The following is a 21,213-nucleotide window of genomic DNA, read 5'->3' on the forward strand; positions in this document are numbered from 1 at the left end:
CGGAGCGCCATGAAAACCATTTATTTACTATGTATAGGAGTTTTACTGTTTACACTTCCGGGTTGTCAGTATTTTAAATCCACTCATCCACAGGCTGGATTACCAGATGAAGGTACAACGGGTATGACTGATAAGTCGATACTGAATTTTGCCGCATCGATTGACAGGACGCTCACTGATTATAAAAAGCAATACAGCCTTATTTATCTGTCAGGTGATCTTTCTGTGTACGCAGAAAAGTACAGCGCACATCATGACGGGATGTTATATAAGACCTACACCTCGAACGGGACGATCAGTAACACCGTAAAAAGTTATTATTTTAAGAATGACAGTCTGATCCTTGTCAAAGAGCGGACCAAATTGCTGAACGAAGAAGGAGGTATCTTTAAGGATATCCGTACCTATATGCGGAACAATGTCACTTTTAAAATTGACAGCCGCACAGCAAGCTCTGCTGAAGCACTACGCACACTTCCCTATTTATTGGTACAGGCAGCCGACAACAAATATCCGGAAGAAAATTACGTTTCTGATATTAAGGGCATAGATGATGCAATCAATGGTACAGATAAATTTGAGATGGTATTTGATAATATCTCAACTTATCCGGATGCACTTTATATCATGCTTAAAAAAAAAAAACAACCTAATTACAGAGCAAGTATCCTGGTTAAAAACAAAGACAATTATATCGACAGCCTCCTGAATTTTCCAGCTTTATTTAAAGAAGGGAAGCTAAACCTGAAATGGAGAATAGAGGATAATACTACTATTTATGTTCCTGTGGCTGATACAACAACTTCGGCCAGCGGACTGAATAAATAAATATTGCCATTATCAAGGCACTCACATCTGAAACGTTTTCTCAGCTGTTCTCCCTTTTTAAATCTCCGGCCATCTTTAATCGTAAATATAGCGTGCTGAGGCAACTCTTCGAGACGGGAGTGATCAATAGCGCCATCATATTTTTTAAGTGCCCTGGAAAGCTTTAGGTCGGTACAGCTTGATGCCGAAGGATTGCTAAGATAAGTGCTTATTGCCTGTTGCAAATCTTCCGGAAAAACCTGCTGATCCAGAAACGGCGTCATCATCCGTTTAAAATTATGCTTCCATTCTCCGCCATGCGGCTTGACCTTATTTTTATGATCATTCCAGGTGAGCAGATGTGCAAATTCATGCACAGTCGTAACCAGTAACCAGAAGGCATAGCGGTTCAGATTATTATTGACAGAGATCTTATGTCCCAATTCCTTAAAAGGATGCCTGTAATCACCTAATTTGGTAGCCCTGCTTTTGGATATCTTAAATTCACATTGAAAATAGTCGATCCATTTAGCAATTACCGGGGCTGCCGCAGGGGGCATATACTGGGCTAAAACATCAACTTTTTCCACAGCACTAAGATAAAGAAATTACTTCAGAAACTGATAGGCTATTAAACTGGCTACGTACGCCATAGCTGTCATATACACCATTTGTATCGCAGGCCATTTCCATGATTTTGTCTCTCTGTAAACAACTGCAACTGTACTCATACACTGCATCGCAAAAGCATAAAACAGCATCAGTGCAAATCCTGTAGCAAAAGTAAATACCGGCAATCCGGTTTCAGGATTTTTAGCTTCCCTCATTTTATCCCGTATCGTCCCTGTATTTTCTTCTCCGTTATCGACACTATAAATGGTAGCATAGTAGTACCTACAAATGCTGCTTCTCTGGCCGCGAATGAAGTAATCAGTGCGATACCAATCTTCCAGTCAAACCCTAAAGGCTTGATCACCGGTTCAATTGTCCTCCCCAGGATCCCTGCATAAGAATTCTCCAGTCTTTCGGCCGATTTATCTCTTTCTAAAGTACTGATCTGTACACTATCTTTTTGCAGTTCAATCTGCGCATATTTCTTTTCTATGTTCTCGAAACGAGATGGGGGACCATAAGCAGACATCACCCATAAAACAATGGAAATAGCGATGATCACCTTACCTGCTTCAAACACAAAAGTCTTGGACTTCTCATACATCGTAAACAGCACATTACTCCAGCGGGGCATTCTGTAAACAGGCAGCTCCATAATAAAATAAGACTTCTCTGTAGCTTTGATTATAAATTTCATAATGAAAGCGACAAAAACCGCAGCAAAAATACTGATCAGGTACATGCCCATCAGGGCCAATGCCTGCAGGCTGATGAACCCGAATAATTTCGTATCCGGAATAATCAGAGAGATCAATAAGGTATAAACCGGAAGTCTTGCAGAGCAGCTTACTAATGGCGAAACCATAATGGTAATAATCCTGTCTTTCCAGTTTTCAATATTCCTGGCACTCATAATAGAAGGAACTGCACAAGCGAAACTACCGATCATCGGCACTACTGACTTACCGCTCATTCCGAACTTTCGCATGATCTTATCCATCATAAAGGTCACCCTGGCCATATAACCAGTATCTTCCAGAATGGAGATCATTGCAAATAAAATGGCAATCTGCGGAATAAACACAACAATCCCGCCTAGTCCGGCAACAACACCATCCAGCAAAAGATTAGTTAGCATCCCATCAGGAAGATAAGCATGACCGGTTTTAGCAATCCAGCCAAAAATACCTTCTATAAGCTCCATTGGATAAGCAGACCACGAAAAGATAGCATTAAAAATAAAGAACAGGATAAAGATGAAAATAAAGAATCCCCAGAAACGGTTAGTCAATACTGAATCAATCTTATCACTGAATGCAAATTTCTTTAATGCGCCTGTATCTTCGATAACACCGGATAATACTGTACTTAAATATCTGTAACGGGCAATGGTTTCAGCTGCCTGTAATTTTGAAGACTCGAAATGGTGTGATTTTTTGATCTGCTCGAAAGCTGCATGCTGCTCAGCAGTATAAATTTCCAGATGCTCGTGCTGATGCAGGATCTGCAAGGCAAAATAATCGTTATCCGAAGCAAGGATAGTTTTGGCCTCACTAATAGCAGCCGAAGCCAGCATATTCACATCAGTTCCAACAACTTGTGTAGGTATCTTTGTGGTATTGGCGATTTTTTTTTTCAGCTCATCCAATCCTGTTTTACTTCTGGCGGAGATTCCTACAACCTGTATGCCCAGACGTGCAGAAAGCTCATCAATATTAATATTGATTCCTTCTTTATTAGCCATATCCGTCATATTCAGTGCTAATATCACGGGAATATGCAAATCAGCAAACCTGTGAATACACAGCAATAAATTTCTACGCAGATTGGTTGCATCCGCTACCAATACGACTAAATCAGGATGGCTTGAATTTTTTTTATCAGCAAGAACCTGAAAGACGATGCTCTCATCCTTGCTTTTTGGATATAAACTATATGTTCCCGGTAAATCGACTATTTCGGCCTGCTGTATGGCAGAAAGTTTACAGAAACCAGTTTTTTTGTCAACAGTAATCCCGGGAAAATTTCCAACTTTCTGGTTTAACCCGGTTAATAAGTTAAATAGTGTTGATTTTCCCGTATTCGGATTACCAACTAACGCAATTTTCAGTGTAGTAGCCAAGATAGATCTAAGAAATTATAATAACAGAAGCTTCGTTTTTACGTAGACACAATTGATATCCCGCAACGCGGATCGCCATCGGATCTCCAAGTGGGGCAAAACGTTCAACCTCCACAACCTCTCCTGGCAAACAACCCATTTCCATTAATTTTACTGACATCTCTAAATCTGTAAAAGCTACAATAGTGCCACGTTCTCCTGGATTCAACTGCGAAAGGTTCATATTTTTAATTATTCGGGCTAAGGTATCCTTTATCAATAATAAATCCAAATAAAGACCCTCGTTGTGACACCATTAATACATAAAATAAAAACAGACCTATGTTCAGGCTGCATTATTTTTCCTGAAGAAGGAAAAAAAAACGCTATGCCTGAACATAGGTCTGTTTTTATTTTATCCAATCCTGACTGGGTGTCTACAGCGAGGGTCTTAAACATGGTGTTTATTTTTTGATGGCGTCATTTGTTGGTTGGTGTTCATAGATAACGCTCTTAGATGATGTTTCCTGGTTGACGTACTTAGATAACGCTCTTAGTTGTTACTCTTGTTTGATGCACTTAGTTGGAGTTTTAAGTGGTAATGGTTGGCTCCTTAATTAGGAATGGCCAGCACTTTATGAGTACTGGCCAGCGCCTTAATTATTTGTTTTTGATTAGCGCATTACCTTTAATGATAACTGCCGCCACTTTTACTTTTACTTTTACTAAAGTAAATTAGAAGTTGTATTTAACACTGATCCTTCCGTTTCTAGGTACCTCATAGATGTAAGTGTAATAAGAAACGGCTGTTGGTGTCTCCTTTGCAAGTTTAGTATAGGAACCTTGAGTAAATAGCTTTCTATCAAGCAGGTTACTTACCAGTGCTGAGATAGAGAATTTACCTCTTACGTAGGATACGCCAGCGTCGAAGCGGATGTAATCTGCAAACGGTGTTTGCGTAGGTCCGGAACCTGCATAACGGCCAAACTGCATTTGATAACCTCCTGAAAACCCAACTCCGTTAAATATGGAGTTTGTATTTCTAAAACGATAAGATAACCAGCCGTTGGTGATATGCTTTGCTGTATTGGCAAGGTAAGTGCCGGCAGCATTTTTTGCAGGGTCTTTATTCTCATCCCTGGTCACCTTTGGATCTGTGTAAGCGTAGTTTAGGGTTAAATTCAGGCTTTCTGCAACTTCTCTACTACTAAGTCAAACTCAATACCTTTAGACTGGACTTCACCTAATTGTACCATGAAATTATTGATGTCACCAAGAGGGTATGCAGGGTCTGGAGTCAGCATATTTTTCTTTGTGATTTTATAAATGGATAATGTCGAATTCCACTTTCCGTCAAACCAGTCTTTCTTCAATCCCAGCTCAATGTTATTACCTGTAACGGGTTTAAAAATATCTCCGGTTGCTGATCCCGAAGCCTGAGATTGTGGGATAAAACTTTGATCATATAGGGTGTAGGCCGAGAAAGTACTAGTGATAGAATAACTTAAGCCTATCCTTGGGGTAAAAGCATTATCTGACATTTGTGTAGCATTGGTTTTACCAACCGTTACTGCATGCGTAAATCTACCCGCCAATGTTAAACGCAGCTTTTCGTTAAGAAAACGCAACTCGTCCTGCAAGTATGCTCCTGTATAGGTCGAATTAGTTGCATAGGTATTTGCACCTGATCGTACCTTGATACTTCTTGACCTGTCAAATACTGGAATATTAGCAGTGGGTATACCGTATGTGGGATTATAAATATTAAAAGTCGCATTATTTGCCAGCTGAAGATCTGGCTGGGAAACACTCGAAAAGTCACCCCAGGTTTTTAAGTTACCCATATCCAGGCCACCTAAAATTCTATGTACGACCTCACCCGTTTTTACCTCGCCCTGCAAGCTGAATTGTGCATTTTTATTAATAGCCAGTTCTTCACTGATATTCAACCCTCTTCGCATATCACCATTGGCCGCTATTGTAGAAGGCCACGGCGTACCTCCAAGCAGGGAGTAGTTTAAATAGGCCATTTGTGCATTAAAAGTCCAGTCCTTATTAAATTTATGATTGAAATAAAGTGTAACGTTATGATCATTTAACTTATTAGGATCCAGTGCAGGATCCCCAACAAAGAAACTGGGATCTGTATCACCATATCCTTTTGGGGAGAATCCATAGTTTCCAAGCGCCTGTGCCTCTACATGCTGGTGTGTATATTCAGCTGTAACCCTGGTATTACTGTCAATCTGATAACTGATCACCGGAGCAATCACATACTTATCATTGTAATTGAACTTATTGAAACTACCTTTAGTTTGTGCAGCAACGTTTAAACGAAATAATAATTTACCATCTGCTGAAAGCTTACCATCCAGATCTGCTGCTGCACGCGCAAGATTATATCCACCAGCACTCAGACTAACGGAACTCTTATTCATACCGGTAGGTTTTTTAGTAACGATGTTATAAAGACCACCAGGCTCACCGTTTGCCATCATAAAACCCGAGGGGCCTTTGACAAATTCAATACGGTCAATTGTAGCGGCATCATCTGCAAGAGGACCCCATGGGGTTTTTAAATTCATACCATTACGGAATGCAGGAATGGAGAAACCACGCATCAGAATGTTTGCATACTGAGCATCCCAGTGACCAACCCTTACGGCTCCACTCACATTTCTGGTTACTCCGTCCGTCTACAATATCAAAAGCCATTTGGTCTGCCATCAGCTCACTGGTAACCACCTTAATATTTTGAGGCAATTCCAATAATTTTGTTTGCAAACGTAATGAAGAAGATACTTTTTCTACTTTGTACTTTTTATTGGTAGAAATCTGTACGTCCTTCAGCTGCGACCTGTTCTCATTTAAAGAGAAGTCAGCAATCACAGTCCCATTGCTCACTGTAATTTGTTTTTCTTTAGGATATAAACCAACAGCAGAAACAACTATTATATAATTGCCCGCTGGTACCTTTCTAATGGAATAAGAGCCATTCTCTTCGGTAATCGCAACTATGGTAGTACCCTTTAACTTTACGGTTACCCCATCGGCAACGGTTCCATCAGAAGTAGTAATTCTACCCTTGATACTTCCCGTACCCTGTGCAAATAATCCGGTACTTATGAATAAAATAAAAATGAATGATAGTAATTGTTTTACCATAATATTATTTAGATTGATTAAATATAACTTGGCGCAAAGTAACCTCAAATTCACTAAGCATTCAAATTATTTTTAATTATTCTAAATAAACGGCCTTTACCCTGTAATATTGTAACACAATCAAATAAATTGTTTTAGCTTATTTGGCCACCTAAGGGATTATCCCATAAAATATGGAACCTACTCCTATAAGTTTCATCTAACCCCCAACAAATAACGTTGTCTGCCGCAATCCAACAATATCATCTAAATAGCTATCGAACAAGTATCATCTAATCGCTATCCAATAAACACCATATCGCAAACAAATAAACTACTCCTTGGGATTGGGATTAAAAAAAATTGACATACTAATGTGAGGACATAGCAATCAAGCCCTCTTCGGGCGCAGAATGCCGGCCGAACATAGTATGTCAATTTTTTTTAATTACATATCTCCTCCTCTATGACCTCTACCGCCGCCACCACCCATCCCTGGCATCTGCATATCGCTCTGCATGGTTTTCCCACCCATTCTACTCAGCGAATAGGTAAATGAGAACATATAATATCTTTTCAGCACATTATATCTTAAATCCGTGATTGTGCTATTGCTTGAAGTTCTTGAAACTCCCTGATTCTGGTTTAGCGCATCATTGACAGCAAATTTAAACGTCCCTCTGTTCTTGAAGAACTGTTTACTGACATAGCCATTCATAATTGTAAAGTTTGTATCATATCCCTCGCCTCTACCAGTATTCTGGTAATAATCAACGTTTACCGCAAGACGGATATTTCCAGGGAACATATAACTTACATCAACAGCTGGATTCAATGTGTAATAGGTAGTATTTGAATTAGGCTGTGCTGAATAAGTAGCTCTGTTTAGTGATCCTGCTACACTTGCAGTCAGATCCAGTTTATCCATTGAGGAAACCAGTCTGTATTTATTGGTGATCGATAAATCGTTGGTAATGTTTTGTATTGAATTCGCGAAGTTCACCCCCCTGGCATAGCTACCGCCAAGATCTATGTTCAGGTTCAGTTTATTTTCTTTGATAATAGGAAGACCAAGAGAAGAACCTAAAGTACCTTGATATACCCCGTTCACATTAATGGGAACAACAGCAAGCTTTCCAACATTAGGATCTTTTGGATCAGTAATCAGCATACTGTTATTTCCAAAGGCATTGAATGTTTGACTGATGTTCGCAAAAATAAAGAGTGACCTGAATTTAGCGAAGTCAAAATTGTTATACAATACAGTAAGGTTATTCGTGAATGAAGGTTTTAAATCAGGGTTACCGATTGGCACACTCTGCGTATTGGTGTTATCCGGGATAGGCTGAATCTGAGAAATTGAGGGCTGTGATGTCGATCCTCTGTATCTGAATACTAACCGCTTGCTCTTGCTGAATTTATACCGCAATTGCGCCGTAGGAACGATATTATAAAAATTCTGGGTAATAATATTACCGGTAGTCAGATTTTCATTTCTTCTATCCGTATTCTGTACACCTACTCCTATATTCCAGTTATACTTTTCTGTATTCTTATTCAAACTTGCACCTACTGCATTAGTCAGGGTTTTGTTCTCATAAGTATTGGTATAGGTAAAATCAGGAATATCGTATTGTGAAGTAATTGGGTTGAAATTATAATTAAATCTCTCACTGTTACTGAAATTATACATATTCTGATAATTCAATTCCAGGTTGAGTGTTTTAGAAATGGGTTCAGTATAAACCAGTCTTGAAGTATTACTGATTGCATGTGAGTTCTGGTTATTCAGCTGGTTAGTAATAATGTTTGTGACTGTATCACCTTTTGTAGTCACATTGTTAACATCATTATAAATTTTGCCGTCACTGTCGTTGATACTCGTATTGATATTTAAAGATAGTGTACGTCCTTTTTTCGCGAATTTTTTTTTTTCTGAGCAGGATATTATTACCGATTACTGGCGAAGTAGAGTTTGTATTATAGCCTTGTGTACCGACTGTCTGATAATTAGAATAAGTATTTACATAATTACTATTCTGGTTTATCCCACTTTCTGTGTAGGTAATATTTGGCTGTACACGGATCGACATCGATGAGTCAATTTTGGTATCTATTAAAAAGTTAAAACGGTGATTTCTACTATCGGTTGTACTATTCAGATTCTGGTTAAAAGTAGTCTTATTATTATCTCCCAATAAATTTTGTATAGCGCTGGTCTGCTCATTAAAAAGTGAAGTTTTGTTAAAGAAATAACTGGCAGTAATTTTAGTCTGGTCTGTATATACATCGGCAAAATTAATCCCGAAAGCATTTGTATTGGTAATTCCTTGCGGAGGAGCTCCTGAGCCTGCACTAATACGGCCTCGCCCACCGCCGCCGCCGCCACCATTTCCTACGCCACCACCGCCGCCAAAATTCTGCTTGTTCACATTATTAAACTGCCCGATCACAGAAAACTGCTGCTCCTGATTAAACTTATTGACATTCAGATTGACATCATAACGGTCATTTGAACCATAACCAACACTCGAATTACCGAAATAACCATTTTTCTTATCTTTCTTTGTAGTTATGTTAATGATTTTCTCTCTGTTTCCATCATCAACCCCGGTAAATTGTGCCTGATCCGAAAGCAGGTCAATCACCTGGATTTTATCAATCATATCTGCCGGCAGGTTCTTTGTGGCCAATAGTGGGTCATTACCAAAGAAGTCTTTCCCATCAACACGAACACGGGTAACTGTTTCGCCCTGTGCTTTGATAGATCCATCTTTAGCGACATCAACACCAGGGAGCTTTTTCAGTACATCTTCTACAACCGCGTTTTCCCTTACTTTATAGGCTCCGGCACTATATTCAACAGTATCAGTTTTAACTACTACCGGAGTGACTACACCTTTGATGACTACCGTATTTAAATTTAACCCAGTATTTTCCATAGCCAAAGTACCCAGATTAACTGAGGGGGCAGCGGCAGATATGGTAAATTCTTTATTTACATTATTTAAACCGAGGTAAGCGACAGTAAGTCTGTAAGGTCCGGGAGCAAGTCCTCTGATCGCAAAGGAGCCGTCAGCTTCTGTATTGATGACACCAGCAACACTGGAGTCTTTAAGACTTTTAACTGCTACTGAAGCATAATCTACAGGAAGTTTATCTTTCGCATTAACGACCTTTCCGCTTACGGCGCCGTTTTTAGTTTGTGCATACGAAGAAACGCTGATAAGCAGGAATACGATCAGCAGGAGGTTTTTTGTAAAAGTCATCATTTAAGGGGTAGCTGGTTTCTATTAACTCCTTATCAGACTCTCTTAAATGGAAATGGTTTGTTTTGCTATTTAAAAGAAGGGTAACATTTTAAATACACGGTTATGAATTCTGCCTGATCTTCTCTACTACAGGAGCAGTATAGCTCACTTTCGGACAATGACACCCTGGTTTAAAAATACTACAGCTGCTAAGCAGCCCAATTGCCAACAAAAACAGAATACTAACTTCCTTTTTCATTATAGTTGGATTTATTTAAACAAATGTAAGCAAATACACCCATGATACCCCGATCATATCATATCAGATCCCAGGTCCCACCATTCCGCAGATCTGTAAGTGAAAAATTTAAGCTGGATCAGCTCAATTGCACCACCCAGAGCAAAGGTAAGCATCAGGATTTTGAAGATAGTTAAAACACCGAAATTATCCCTGCGCTGACTTTTAGTTTCACCATAAAACAGTAAAATGGTCAGCACAAAGAAAAACCCAAGATGAACCATCTTGTCGAATCCTGTAAAGAAAAAGCCCGATTCACCAATTGAATCGGGCATTTTCATTGTACAAAGAATCAGGATAAACGCCGTCCACAAAAGGGCAAGACGTTGATGTGAGAAGACTTTGAATTTATTCATTTATTAAGCACCAACTAAAGCCTGGTATGCAGCAGCATCTAATAATTCAGCTACCTGAGCAGCGTCAGAAAGTGTAACTTTTACCATCCAGCCTTGTCCATAAGGATCAGAATTCACTAATTCCGGACTATCGTTCAATGCAGCATTAATTTCTAATACAGAGTTGCAGTAACAGGCATAAATAAATCTGATACAGTTTTAACAGCTTCAACGCTACCAAAAACATCATCTTTACCTACTTCCTCACCTACAGTATTGATATCGATATAAACGATATCACCCAATTCGCGTTGTGCGAAGTCAGTTATACCAATAAAGGCTTCATTACCTTCAACTCTAACCCATTCGTGGTCTTTAGTGTACTTTAGTTCTGATGGAAAATTCATTTTTTATTCGATTTGATTGCTCAAAGGTAATTAATATATACTTTATACAAAACGTTAGTTCTTCTAATTAAGTGTGATCCTTAAACTAAATCCAAAATTACTGAATGAAGTATTAAATGATTGCGAAGTATATGGCTGTGTAATATTAGAATCATAGAAAACTTTGATGTTAAATCTCTGATTCAGGATATAGTCAACACTTGGCCGGTAAGTAATGTTTTTAGCTCCTGAAGAAATTTCGGCAGTAGAGATATCAGCCCTGTAAATTACAGTCTTGTTATCCCTGATGGAAATGTCCAGTTTGAAGTCCATGTTGTTATCCATTTTCATCTGTTTAAATAAACCAAACGGGAACCTGAACTTAGTAGTACGGTAGCCAATCCCAACCACCATGTTGTTCTCAGACAATTGGGCAAGCTGACTATTGGCAAGGCTCAAACCTAATAAACGTGTTCTTCCGATCTCAAAATTGGCAGTCAGGTTATTCTTCAAACGGGTATCAATTCCAATCAGTGGAGCAAACTGCTCCGCAATAGTCACCTGTGAATACTGATAGAAAGGAAGGAAATTCTGGTTATCATCCCTGCTGCTTACATAACCATCAGTTTCCGCGTAACGAGCCAGTGTACTAAACCCGTTTTATACTATAGATCGAACGATAAGAATGTCTCAGATCAATAGATTTAAAATAGTCACCCAGGAAATCCCATCTTGTTAAACCACCATAATTAATACGCCAGTTAGGTAAAGGTATTTTAGGGAAAGAGTTTAAACTAACCTTAGAGGCATCCTTCCTTACCGGTATAAGCAGCCATGAATGCTGCAATGATTACATCTTGTGAATTTTTATCGTATCCATCTGCGAAACCGCCACGGCCACCAACAGAGTTTGTATTTATTGCCCCTAAACGCTGAGAAATAACTGCTCTGTTAGACATAAACTGGTTGAACAGCTTAGAAACTGTATTCCCCGGGTTTTCTGAAAAGGCTGTTCCCAGGGTGATAAATGAAATACTATAATCACCTGTAGTAGACGGACTAAGATTACGGAAAGCCTGACTTGTATTATCATACCTGAAATTGGTAGAATAATTCATGGTCTTGTTTTTATTTGCCGTCAGGGTAATCCTGAAATCACGGAAAGGTTCTATGACACCAGTAATACTCAGATCTTCCCGCATGGTATTAATATACAGCTTCGTTTGCAGCGTATCTCTGGTGATCCATCCGTTATTGATTGCCATATCCCGGATATCGCGCTGGCTACCAAATAAATACGAAACCAAGCCCCGGTGTGCCCCAGACCACTTGTCAATTCCGAAATAATCAGTTGCCGGTAAATAACCTGGTAAAAATATCCCTTTAGTCTGTGTATAGGCAGCGTTTATATTCTTGATACTGGTTAACAGACCTAACAGGATTCCAGGCCCGCCTTCATCATTTTTAGCTTTGCGTAAAGCACCAAATTTATTATAAAGGCTGGTAAAGTTAAATGTTGGGTTAATCTGAATTGTTCTCGCATTTTGTATCGTATTACCCAGATTGATGTTGGGATCTCTTAAGGTAGAAAGAGGTTCTGTCTGCCAGCTAAAGTTTGTACCATAACGTGTAGCTACATTGATCCAGTCTAATCCAGGGATCTTATTGATCGGCAGCGCATAGGTAATATTCATGTTGTGGCTGTAGTCAGTGGTACGCCCCAGTCTAAGCAGATTTTGCCATACCGTGTCACGTTTTAACCCGTTAATCCTGCCTTCTGGCTCATCAATGATGGAATAATTTGTCGCATCAAAATCCAGTGTCAGAGATTTAGTCAGGTTCCATGAAATTGCATATACCCGGGTAATCAAAAAGTTCTTATTATAGGTTGTATTAACCGGAATGCTATTGCCAGGGTCATTATTTCTCAGACTGTTTTCTGAGTAAAAACGATTCACATCAATCCTGAAATTAATTGCTGTTGGCAGCGGACTAAAGTTAATATCTTTTAATATAGCCAGCAGGTTTGATTTAATCAGTTTATCAAATGGTCTGTAATTCTTCGACTGACCTGAATAATTATAGGCAAGTGAACCGAAATAGGTTTTCTGTATCGAGCTTTCATTGATAAAATCGTGGTGCAGAATTTTAGTATACGAGTAAGTTCCGCTAAAGTTTTCTATATCCCAGAGTTTAGGCGCTTTTGTTGGATCAGTACGCTCTTTATGAACATTCGTAAAGTTGACACTGTTACGCGTCGTATAGTCCTGTGAATATTCCAGTATCACCTTTTTCTCAGCCGCAGCAGTTGCAGTTGCCAGTGAAGTTTTTTTTAATTCTATATCCGGCATTCTGGGGTCATACTGCGGAGTACTTACCTGTTTAGAGTAACTGATGTAAGTTGGAATTTTTATACCTGATTTCTTCGGGAAGAACTTACCCAGTTCCATACTGGAAGAAATATCAAAGAAGGTATTATCAGATCTGTTTCTTTCACTCACTCTTTTATCCAGTGAACCAAAACCAATCGTTGACTTACTTCCGGAAACATTCACCTCTGCAAAATCAGCAAGCTGCGCATTCATTCTCGCCGCTGCTGCCCATCCGCCTCTTTCATCGAATTCTGTTAACCTCAGCTCATTGAACCAGATCTGACCTGTTTTATCCAGACCATCATCATTCCCGGGAGCCGAAGATATTTTTAAAGGGTTTTTCACCCCAAGCATATATACCTTAACCTGGCTCATGTCCGGCTGTCCTTTAATGGTAACCGTTTTACCATCCACTACATAAGAGAATGGTTTGGTAATATCCCACATGCCTCCTCGGCCGGCCCGGTTGCCCGGTTACGTGCCAGTTTAATATCCTGAAAAAGGGAGAGCTGAATATCTATTTTATTCGCATCCGGCCATATTGCATAGGGATCGCTGGTATTCGGTTGTGTCACAACCAATGGCTGCGAATATTCATAATAGTTATCCTGGTTATCTGATCCGATTCTGATAAAAGCACTCAGGTCACCATTGTTAACTACAGTATTTCCTAAAGCCTCTAAATGGACAAACATTTCCAGTCTTTTGTATGACCTGAAATCATTTAGTGCCGTTTTGAAAGTTGCACGGCCATAACCGTCACGCAGATTTCTGACAATGAAGGAAAGTGATTGTTCGTTTAATCTTGTATTGGTTCTGTAGTTATTGAAATCCAGTTCTCTTTGGATACCTGGAGGGACAACGTAAGGAATAGGAGAACGTTTTCCGTTTTCCTCAATATTCACTGTACTAACCTCAATAGTTGAATTATCAGGCGTAACTGTGTTGTTTTAAGGCTGGATCTGTGATCAGTTGTGTACCGATATTCTTGTCATTATACTTTCTCCATTCTCCTCTTACCAATTGAATTTTAGCAAACCTTAAGATTGTGGTATCCTCAAAGTTAGTCAGGAACATTCTGAAGAAACGGATAGATTTAAAGTCTTGTATGTTTCCTACCTTCTGCTGATAATCAGACAAAGGGATACGGATCTGATACCAGGTAACTGGTTGTGTTTGTCCGTTAGCTAATTTCACTTGTGAAGTCACTGCATCGGTCACATAGTTTTTTCCAACTTCAAGATCTCCTTTACGCATAGACACCTTGTACTGGAAATACTCATCCGACTGGGTCATATTGTTATCTCTGTTTACATCTTCGCCATCTGGCAGAGAAGTAGACGCAGAATTGTCAATTCCTAAATCCTGCAAAGATTGCTGAGAAGTTTTGGAGTTTCCGTCTGTTCCGTTATATTTTTCATAGCGTTTCAGGATCCCTGCATTTTCCTGATCCAGCTGGGGTCCTCTGAAATAAGTGTAATTATCAGAACTCGGGTCACCTCTTAATTCGCTTGCAGCTGCCGGAGCTAACTGAGGAACAATCTGGCTCAGCGCCGGAGCAAATTTAGTTTGCTCATCATTATCACTTAACCCATCTAAACCAACATCCTGTGCTTTACGGGCAGCAGGGTCATTGTCAAATGCCTGAACTACGGGTTGTAATTTTGGTACTCTTCCCCAGTTTGTTTCATCAAATTTAGATGGGTCTCCATCTGGAGGTAATCCATTTTCCAATGACTTTCTGCCATCTTTCAGGATATCTTCTGAGATATTACCAATGTTAAAGTATAAGTCTCCACCTGTCGCGTTAGTCTTGTAAATATTAGGGTCCATCACCCATAACTCTATATATTCAATATTTAAAGCCTGGAAATCGTTGGTTTCAATTTTCCTGAATATCCCTCCCCAGCGTGATCTTGGGTTTGATAAATCGCCATTGCTGTTAAGCCGCTGGTTGCATAATTATAAGGGCCACGCTTAGTTGGATAAAAGGCAAGATTCAGCGTTGGCAAAGAAACGGCCTGACCTGTTGGAGTCTCTTTGAATGGAAAAACTTCCTGTTCAATAATCTCTCTTACGTAATGGTTAGACAATTCATTTTTATTGTTTCTTAAACTGGCCGGGATATTTGATGCTGTTCTGTTATAAAATGTCGGATCGATATTATAAAAAGCAAGTCTTGCCCTGTTGTATCCATAAGAAAGATCATTGGTCAATCCGGCCTCCTGGAAAAGTTGTGGTGTACCGGAAATCTGCCATGCAATTGCACTCTTCAAATCAATAACCGAACGGGAAGCCTCGAAATCATCAAGGTAACTTACCCCACCTTTGTCCCCCAGGCTGTTGATTGCTTTTGGGTGCCCTGGTACCAGCTGGGCAAACTCTCCTGAGAAAGAGAATTTTGAAGGTGCTTTGGTAGAAATGAATGGTAGCTTGTGTCAACCATTTTAGTTAAAAACCGGGATGAGGAACTATAATTCAGATCCATCCCCCAGATTGTATTAGAGATTGGCTCCTCTCCGATATTAACCTTCGGCGTCAGCGGTTTCTCTGAAAGGTTCATGTAAGTTGCCCCCAAATTCAGCTTGTTGTTTACTTTATAATCCAGCCTTGTACCAAACAGGGAACGCTGCTGTAAACCAAACAACTCATTGTTTTCTGTGGTAATCCTGATCGCCTGACCAGAAAGCAGTACTCCGGTATTAATGATACGTACTCTTCCACCCTGGTAATCAACTGTAAAATCGACACCTTCCTGTAAAGGAATAGTACCAGCAAATACTTTTACAGACCCTTCCGGAACATTAATAGAGTTCAGACTGAATTCTGAGGCCACCTGTGACTGGTAAACCCCTTTAATGATATACCTGTTTTGTTTAGTAAAAAGCTGTTGCGCGACTACTTTAGTCGAGTCATATAATGCGGTATAAGTATATTTATCAATCAGATTCTGCTGCTCACCGGGATTAAACTGGGCGGCCAGATCTCTACCAAAAGGCTCTACTACCGGGAATATAACACGTCCGTTCAGCGGGTCTATGGTAATATAGCCTTTGCTCATATTTGTTGCAAAGGCAGCAGCCCCGGTATTATTAGTTCCGATGGTTCCAATGCTGCTCATCGTAGTAGGTGGCATTCCGCTTGTAGTACTTGTAAATGGTTTGTCTTCTGCCTGAAAGTCAAATACGCCATCAGGTTTATGGTCATTCTGCTGGTTCAGCCTGTCTAAACCGGTCAGACTAATCCATAATTTATTCGTTGTATTTACACCCTCAGACATTACTGGTCTTTCAATACCGCTATCATTATCCAGACGAAAAATATCCAGTTTAAAGTTTTGAGGACTGATCTGATAACCACCTATCGAATAGATATTTTTCATCATCAGCTTCCACGTTGGAAGATTGGTTTTCGTGGTTTCGTTTTTCAGTAATTTTGCAAAAAGGACTTTTAGGGTTAGCCGGATCGAAAGGTACATCTGTTGAGAATTCACCGACCTGGTATTCTACACCATTGTAGGTATAGCGGAAAACTACTGCCAGCACTTCATCAGAATTCAATGCAGTGTTCAAAGAGAGATATCCCAGTTGAGAATGAAAAGTATATTCCCGGTCTGCCAGCTTACGGGCATAAGTTAACTTCGCATAGTTATCTGTTCCTTTATTAGCCTGAAAATAAGAAATAACATCGTTTGAATTGGTCTGTCTCGCACCTGGAGGTAGTTTGGTTAAGATATCATTGGATTGTCTGACTCCTTGAAGAACAAAACCCGATGGCGCTGCCGAATAGGCTCCCCCTCCTGTGAATAGGTTATTGTAAGGCTGATTTTCTCCAAGATCTATCAAACCCAAAACGTCCCTTGAATCTTGTGTATTACCCGTCTTGTTCGTAATCCAAACCTCCACTTTAGTGATGTTTACACCCGATAACAAATTGGGGGCATTCATCATTGCTTTATTATAGTTGTCCCTGAAGAATTGTGCTAAGAAATAATGTTTATTGGCTTCATAATTATCACCCCCAATACGGTAATCATTATGCTGCGCACCATTACTGATCTGTAATTCTCTGGATTGTGATTTCTGCTGTGTAAACACCGTAGTTACATTCAGTTTTCCGAATTGCAATTGTGTTTTAATCCCGAAAAGTGCTTGTGTACCCGTAATCAATGAGGTACTTAAAGGTAAACTCACGTTACCAGCCTCTATTTTCTTGATAATATCATCTTCTCCACCTGTATAATCCAGCTTAATCTGATTCTCAAAATCAAATTGCGCTTCGGTATTATAGTTCATGTTCAGCTTTAGCTTTGTCCCGATATTCCCGACCAGGTCCATCTGGATCCGCTGGTTGAAATCGAAATTGCTCTGTACTCTTTGCTGCTCATTGAACAGCGGATTTTCGTTTTTATTTCTACGCCCTAAAAAGGTTAGCTCAGCTTCACCTCTTGGCTGGATACTAATCTGATTCCCGCCAAATATTTTCTCAAATGCAGGATTATTGACTGTCAGACTGGGAATCACCCCTGTTCTTCGTACTTCATTCGCTTCCGCGTTAGAGTTTACACGCCAGTTATCCCGCTTCAATTCAGAATTGACCAGACGCTGATACTCTTCAATAGTCAGATATTGCGGCGGACCAAAAAATCTTCCTCCCACCCTTTCTCTAATGATATAACGCTTATTTACAGCATCAAACTCCACCTCCCTTTTAATATTATCAGGTACTGGAGTAAACGAATTAAATGGTTGCCGGATACCCAGACGTTGTTTTTCTCTCAACCCAAAGTTATTCCTGGTGGTATCCGCAACGCGGTCCTCCTGATTCACTTGTGAGAAAGCTTGTTGTCCCCAAAAGGAAAAAATCAATAAAATGATTAAAGTAAAAGTGTTTCTCAAAGGCTAGATTATTATAGGTATCTTTTATTAAGGTAATGTATTATAAGTTCTTTAATGCTATGCTATCATTTTTTAATCATTTGTTCAACAGTTAAATCTTGTCCACCATTCTTAATCGCGTTATCAATTGCTTTTTCGGCAGGTACTTTTGCAAATCCCAGCATCGTTAATGCCGATAATGCCTCTTCACGAACCGTATGATTTAAAGGCGCGGCAATTAACGATCCGGTACCTTCTTTTTTCAATTTGTCCTGAAGCTCAAGAACTAACCGCTGTGCCGATTTAACACCGATACCTTTGATACGTTGTATCAAAGGTAAATCAGCGTTTACTATAGCAGTTTGAATCTCAGCTGGCGTAATAGAGGAGAGCATCATACGGCCAGTATTCGGTCCGATACCAGAAACTGATATCAGGTGTAAAAATAACCGGCGTTCTCCTTCGTCTATGAAGCCGTATAAGGTATGGGCATCTTCTTTGACATGCAGCCATACATATACTTTACAACGCTCGGTATCTCCCAAACTGCTATAGGTATTCAATGATATATTGATGTGATATCAATATACCACCCGCCTCTACCACAATATAAGCAGGACATTTAAAAGTCAATCTGCCATCAATATAATCAAACATAATATTTTATACTTTACTCGTTTTTTTTTTAATAATCCTGTTCTTTTAGGCTTTAGGCCTGCTTCTTTCCCCTGTACATCGAGTACAGCAATCGTAACCATATTCACAATCTCACGTACCGAACTTCCCAGCTGCACGATGTGCACAGGTTTTTTTTTTCAAGCCTAATAAAATTGGCCCTATAGCTTCGGCCTCACCTAATTCCTGCAATAGTTTATAGGCAATATTTCCCGATTCCAAATTCGGGAAAACCAGCGTATTTGCAGGGCTTTCCGCTAATCTACTAAAAGGAAAGTTATCTTTCAACAAAGAATTACTAGTTGCAAAATTCGCCTGCATCTCTCCATCTACAAGAATCTCAGGGTGCTTATCATGTAATATTTTAACTGCCTGTCTTACTTTTTGCGGAACAACACCTTCATTCGAACCAAAGTTAGAATAAATAAGAAAGTAAAGCAATTCTTGGTTGTATATTAAATTTAGCTACAGCACGTTCCAGTAATAAAGTCAGATCTACCAGTTCCTGTACAGTCGGATCAACATTTACTGTCGTATCACCAAAGAAAACAGGTCCCTTTTTGGTCATCATCATGTACATTCCTGCAACCCTGTTTACCCCTTCTGCTGTTCCGATAATCTGTAGTGCAGGTTTAATGGTTGAAGCATAGTTCTTTGTCAGTCCGGAAATCATTGCATCAGCTTCACCAAATTCTACCATCGAAGAACCAAAGTAGTTCCTGTCCCGCATTAATTTAGTCGCTTCAAAAAGTGTAATTCCTTTACGCTGTCTTTTCTGATAAAGAGATTCTGAATATTTTGCCATACGTTCTGGCTCCTGGAAAGGATCGATAATTAATACGCCTTCCAGATCCAGTGCTGTCTCTTCTATAATCTTTTGAATGACTTCTTTGTTTCCTAATAAAATAGGGATCGCAATGTTTTCATCCTTAACAATCTGAGCAGCTTTTAAGATCTTATAGTTATCTGCTTCTGCAAAGACAACACGTTTAGGGTCAGATTTAGCCTTATTGGTAATCGCACGCATAATGGCATCATCGCCTCCCAGTCTTTGTTTAAGCTCTTCAGCATAAGCATCCCAGTCGGTAATAATTTTACGGGCGATCCCAGAATCTATCGCAGCTTTTGCCACGGCAATAGATACATTAGTGATCAATCGGGAGTCCATTGGTTTTGGAATGATATATTCCTTACCGAATTTGATATTTCTTTCGTTGTAAGCCATATTAACGGCCTCAGGAACGGATTTCTTTGCTAATTCGGCAATCGCTCTGACTGCCGCAATTTTCATTGGTTCGTTAATGCCGGTAGCTCTTACATCCAGTGCCCCTCTGAATATATAAGGGAAGCCCAGTACGTTATTCACCTGGTTAGGATAATCAGAACGGCCTGTTGCCATAATCAAGTCTTTACGTACGACCGATTGCCAGTTCGTAAGCGATTTCAGGATTAGGGTTAGCCATCGCAAATACGATCGGATTGCGCGCCATAGACTTTAACATCTCTACAGTTACACAGTCAGCGGACGATAAACCAATAAATACATCTGCATCTTTCAATGCTTCTGCCAGCGTAGACAGATTTCGCGAAGTCGCGAATTCAGCTTTTGTAGGATCAAGGTTTTCACGTGTATCACGGATCACACCAGACCGGTCACACATCACCAGGTTTTCTTTCTTCGCACCTAACGAAATATACAGACGGCTGCAGGATATAGCTGCTGCACCCGCACCGTTAACAACAATTTTAATCTTGTCTATTTTTTTCTTTTGCAGTTCGCAGGCATTCAATAATGCTGCTGCAGAAATAATTGCAGTACCATGCTGGTCATCGTGCATTACCGGGATATTCATCACCTCTTTAAGACGGCGTTCTATTTCAAAACACTCCGGTGCTTTAATATCTTCCAGGTTAACCCCGCCAAATGTTGGCTCCAATGCTTTAACGATCTTGACAAAATCGTCTACGTTAGTGGCGTCGAGTTCCAGGTCAAAGACATCAATATCTGCGAATATTTTAAACAGTAATCCTTTACCTTCCATTACTGGTTTAGAGGCTTCGGGTCCTATATTACCCAAACCCAGAACTGCTGTTCCATTACTAATTACGGCTACCAGATTTCCTTTAGCAGTGTATTTATATACATCTTCAGTGTTATCGGCAATTCTTAAACAAGGCTCAGCTACTCCGGGAGAGTAAGCCAGGGCTAAATCTCTTTGCGAATTGGTCGGCTTGGTTGGAATAACTTCGATCTTGCCCGGCCTGCCCTGTGAATGGTAATCTAATGCATCTTGCTTCCTGTTAATTTTGCTCATACGTTTGTTTTGGATAAAAGATTCAAAGTTACCATTCTTT

At 39.8% G+C, this 21,213-nt stretch carries 11 protein-coding genes and 4 pseudogenes; 1 reads left to right on the top strand and 14 read right to left on the bottom strand.

Features of this window, described 5'->3' with window-relative positions:
* Positions 1-9 precede the first annotated feature (9 nt).
* Positions 10-828, top strand: a complete 819-nt coding sequence (locus ACWYN3_RS25075) for a hypothetical protein (RefSeq protein WP_456216821.1) — start codon at positions 10-12, stop codon at positions 826-828.
* Here ACWYN3_RS25075 and ACWYN3_RS25080 read toward each other — a convergent pair.
* The 14 genes and pseudogenes from ACWYN3_RS25080 to ACWYN3_RS25145 form a co-directional block, all read right to left on the bottom strand.
* On the bottom strand, positions 777-1,397 hold the full coding sequence (locus ACWYN3_RS25080) for a sprT domain-containing protein (protein WP_456216822.1): 621 nt from the start codon (positions 1,395-1,397) through the stop codon (positions 777-779). The two genes, ACWYN3_RS25075 and ACWYN3_RS25080, sit on opposite strands and share 52 nt — an antisense overlap.
* Before the next feature lie 18 nt (positions 1,398-1,415).
* Positions 1,416-1,634, bottom strand: a complete 219-nt coding sequence (locus ACWYN3_RS25085; RefSeq protein ID WP_456216823.1) for a hypothetical protein — start codon at positions 1,632-1,634, stop codon at positions 1,416-1,418.
* Complete coding sequence (gene feoB / locus ACWYN3_RS25090; protein ID WP_456216824.1) at positions 1,631-3,541, bottom strand: ferrous iron transport protein B; 1,911 nt, start codon at positions 3,539-3,541, stop codon at positions 1,631-1,633. Before feoB ends, ACWYN3_RS25085 begins: the two co-directional genes overlap by 4 nt.
* A 7-nt stretch (positions 3,542-3,548) precedes the next feature.
* Positions 3,549-3,764 (bottom strand): FeoA family protein, encoded by a 216-nt coding sequence (locus ACWYN3_RS25095; RefSeq protein ID WP_041879861.1) that lies wholly within the window; start codon positions 3,762-3,764, stop codon positions 3,549-3,551.
* 491 nt (positions 3,765-4,255) lie between these two features.
* Positions 4,256-4,666, bottom strand: a complete 411-nt coding sequence (locus tag ACWYN3_RS25100) for a hypothetical protein (RefSeq protein ID WP_456216825.1) — start codon at positions 4,664-4,666, stop codon at positions 4,256-4,258.
* A gap of 35 nt (positions 4,667-4,701) precedes the next feature.
* On the bottom strand, positions 4,702-6,195 hold the full coding sequence (locus ACWYN3_RS25105; RefSeq protein WP_456216826.1) for a TonB-dependent siderophore receptor: 1,494 nt from the start codon (positions 6,193-6,195) through the stop codon (positions 4,702-4,704).
* Positions 6,110-6,685: a carboxypeptidase-like regulatory domain-containing protein gene (locus ACWYN3_RS25110; protein ID WP_456216827.1), complete on the bottom strand. Its 576-nt coding sequence runs from the start codon at positions 6,683-6,685 to the stop codon at positions 6,110-6,112. The genes ACWYN3_RS25105 and ACWYN3_RS25110 overlap by 86 nt, the downstream gene beginning before the upstream one ends.
* A 427-nt stretch (positions 6,686-7,112) precedes the next feature.
* Positions 7,113-8,615: an outer membrane beta-barrel family protein gene (locus ACWYN3_RS25115; protein WP_456223146.1), complete on the bottom strand. Its 1,503-nt coding sequence runs from the start codon at positions 8,613-8,615 to the stop codon at positions 7,113-7,115.
* The gene (locus ACWYN3_RS25120; RefSeq protein ID WP_456216828.1) at positions 8,530-9,936 is read right to left on the bottom strand and encodes a carboxypeptidase regulatory-like domain-containing protein; all 1,407 of its coding nucleotides are present in this window, start codon (positions 9,934-9,936) and stop codon (positions 8,530-8,532) included. Before ACWYN3_RS25120 ends, ACWYN3_RS25115 begins: the two co-directional genes overlap by 86 nt.
* A gap of 291 nt (positions 9,937-10,227) precedes the next feature.
* On the bottom strand, positions 10,228-10,569 hold the full coding sequence (locus tag ACWYN3_RS25125) for a VanZ family protein (protein WP_456216829.1): 342 nt from the start codon (positions 10,567-10,569) through the stop codon (positions 10,228-10,230).
* Between the two features lie 3 nt (positions 10,570-10,572).
* Positions 10,573-10,955, bottom strand: a pseudogene (gene gcvH, locus ACWYN3_RS25130) (glycine cleavage system protein GcvH).
* A gap of 63 nt (positions 10,956-11,018) precedes the next feature.
* A pseudogene (gene sov / locus ACWYN3_RS25135) lies at positions 11,019-18,204 on the bottom strand (T9SS outer membrane translocon Sov/SprA).
* 65 nt (positions 18,205-18,269) lie between these two features.
* Positions 18,270-18,840, bottom strand: a pseudogene (gene ruvA, locus ACWYN3_RS25140) (Holliday junction branch migration protein RuvA).
* Positions 18,813-21,173 (bottom strand): annotated as a pseudogene (locus tag ACWYN3_RS25145) (NADP-dependent malic enzyme). Before ACWYN3_RS25145 ends, ruvA begins: the two co-directional pseudogenes overlap by 28 nt.
* Positions 21,174-21,213 lie beyond the last annotated feature (40 nt).

Source organism: Pedobacter sp. NJ-S-72 (genome assembly GCF_053890575.1).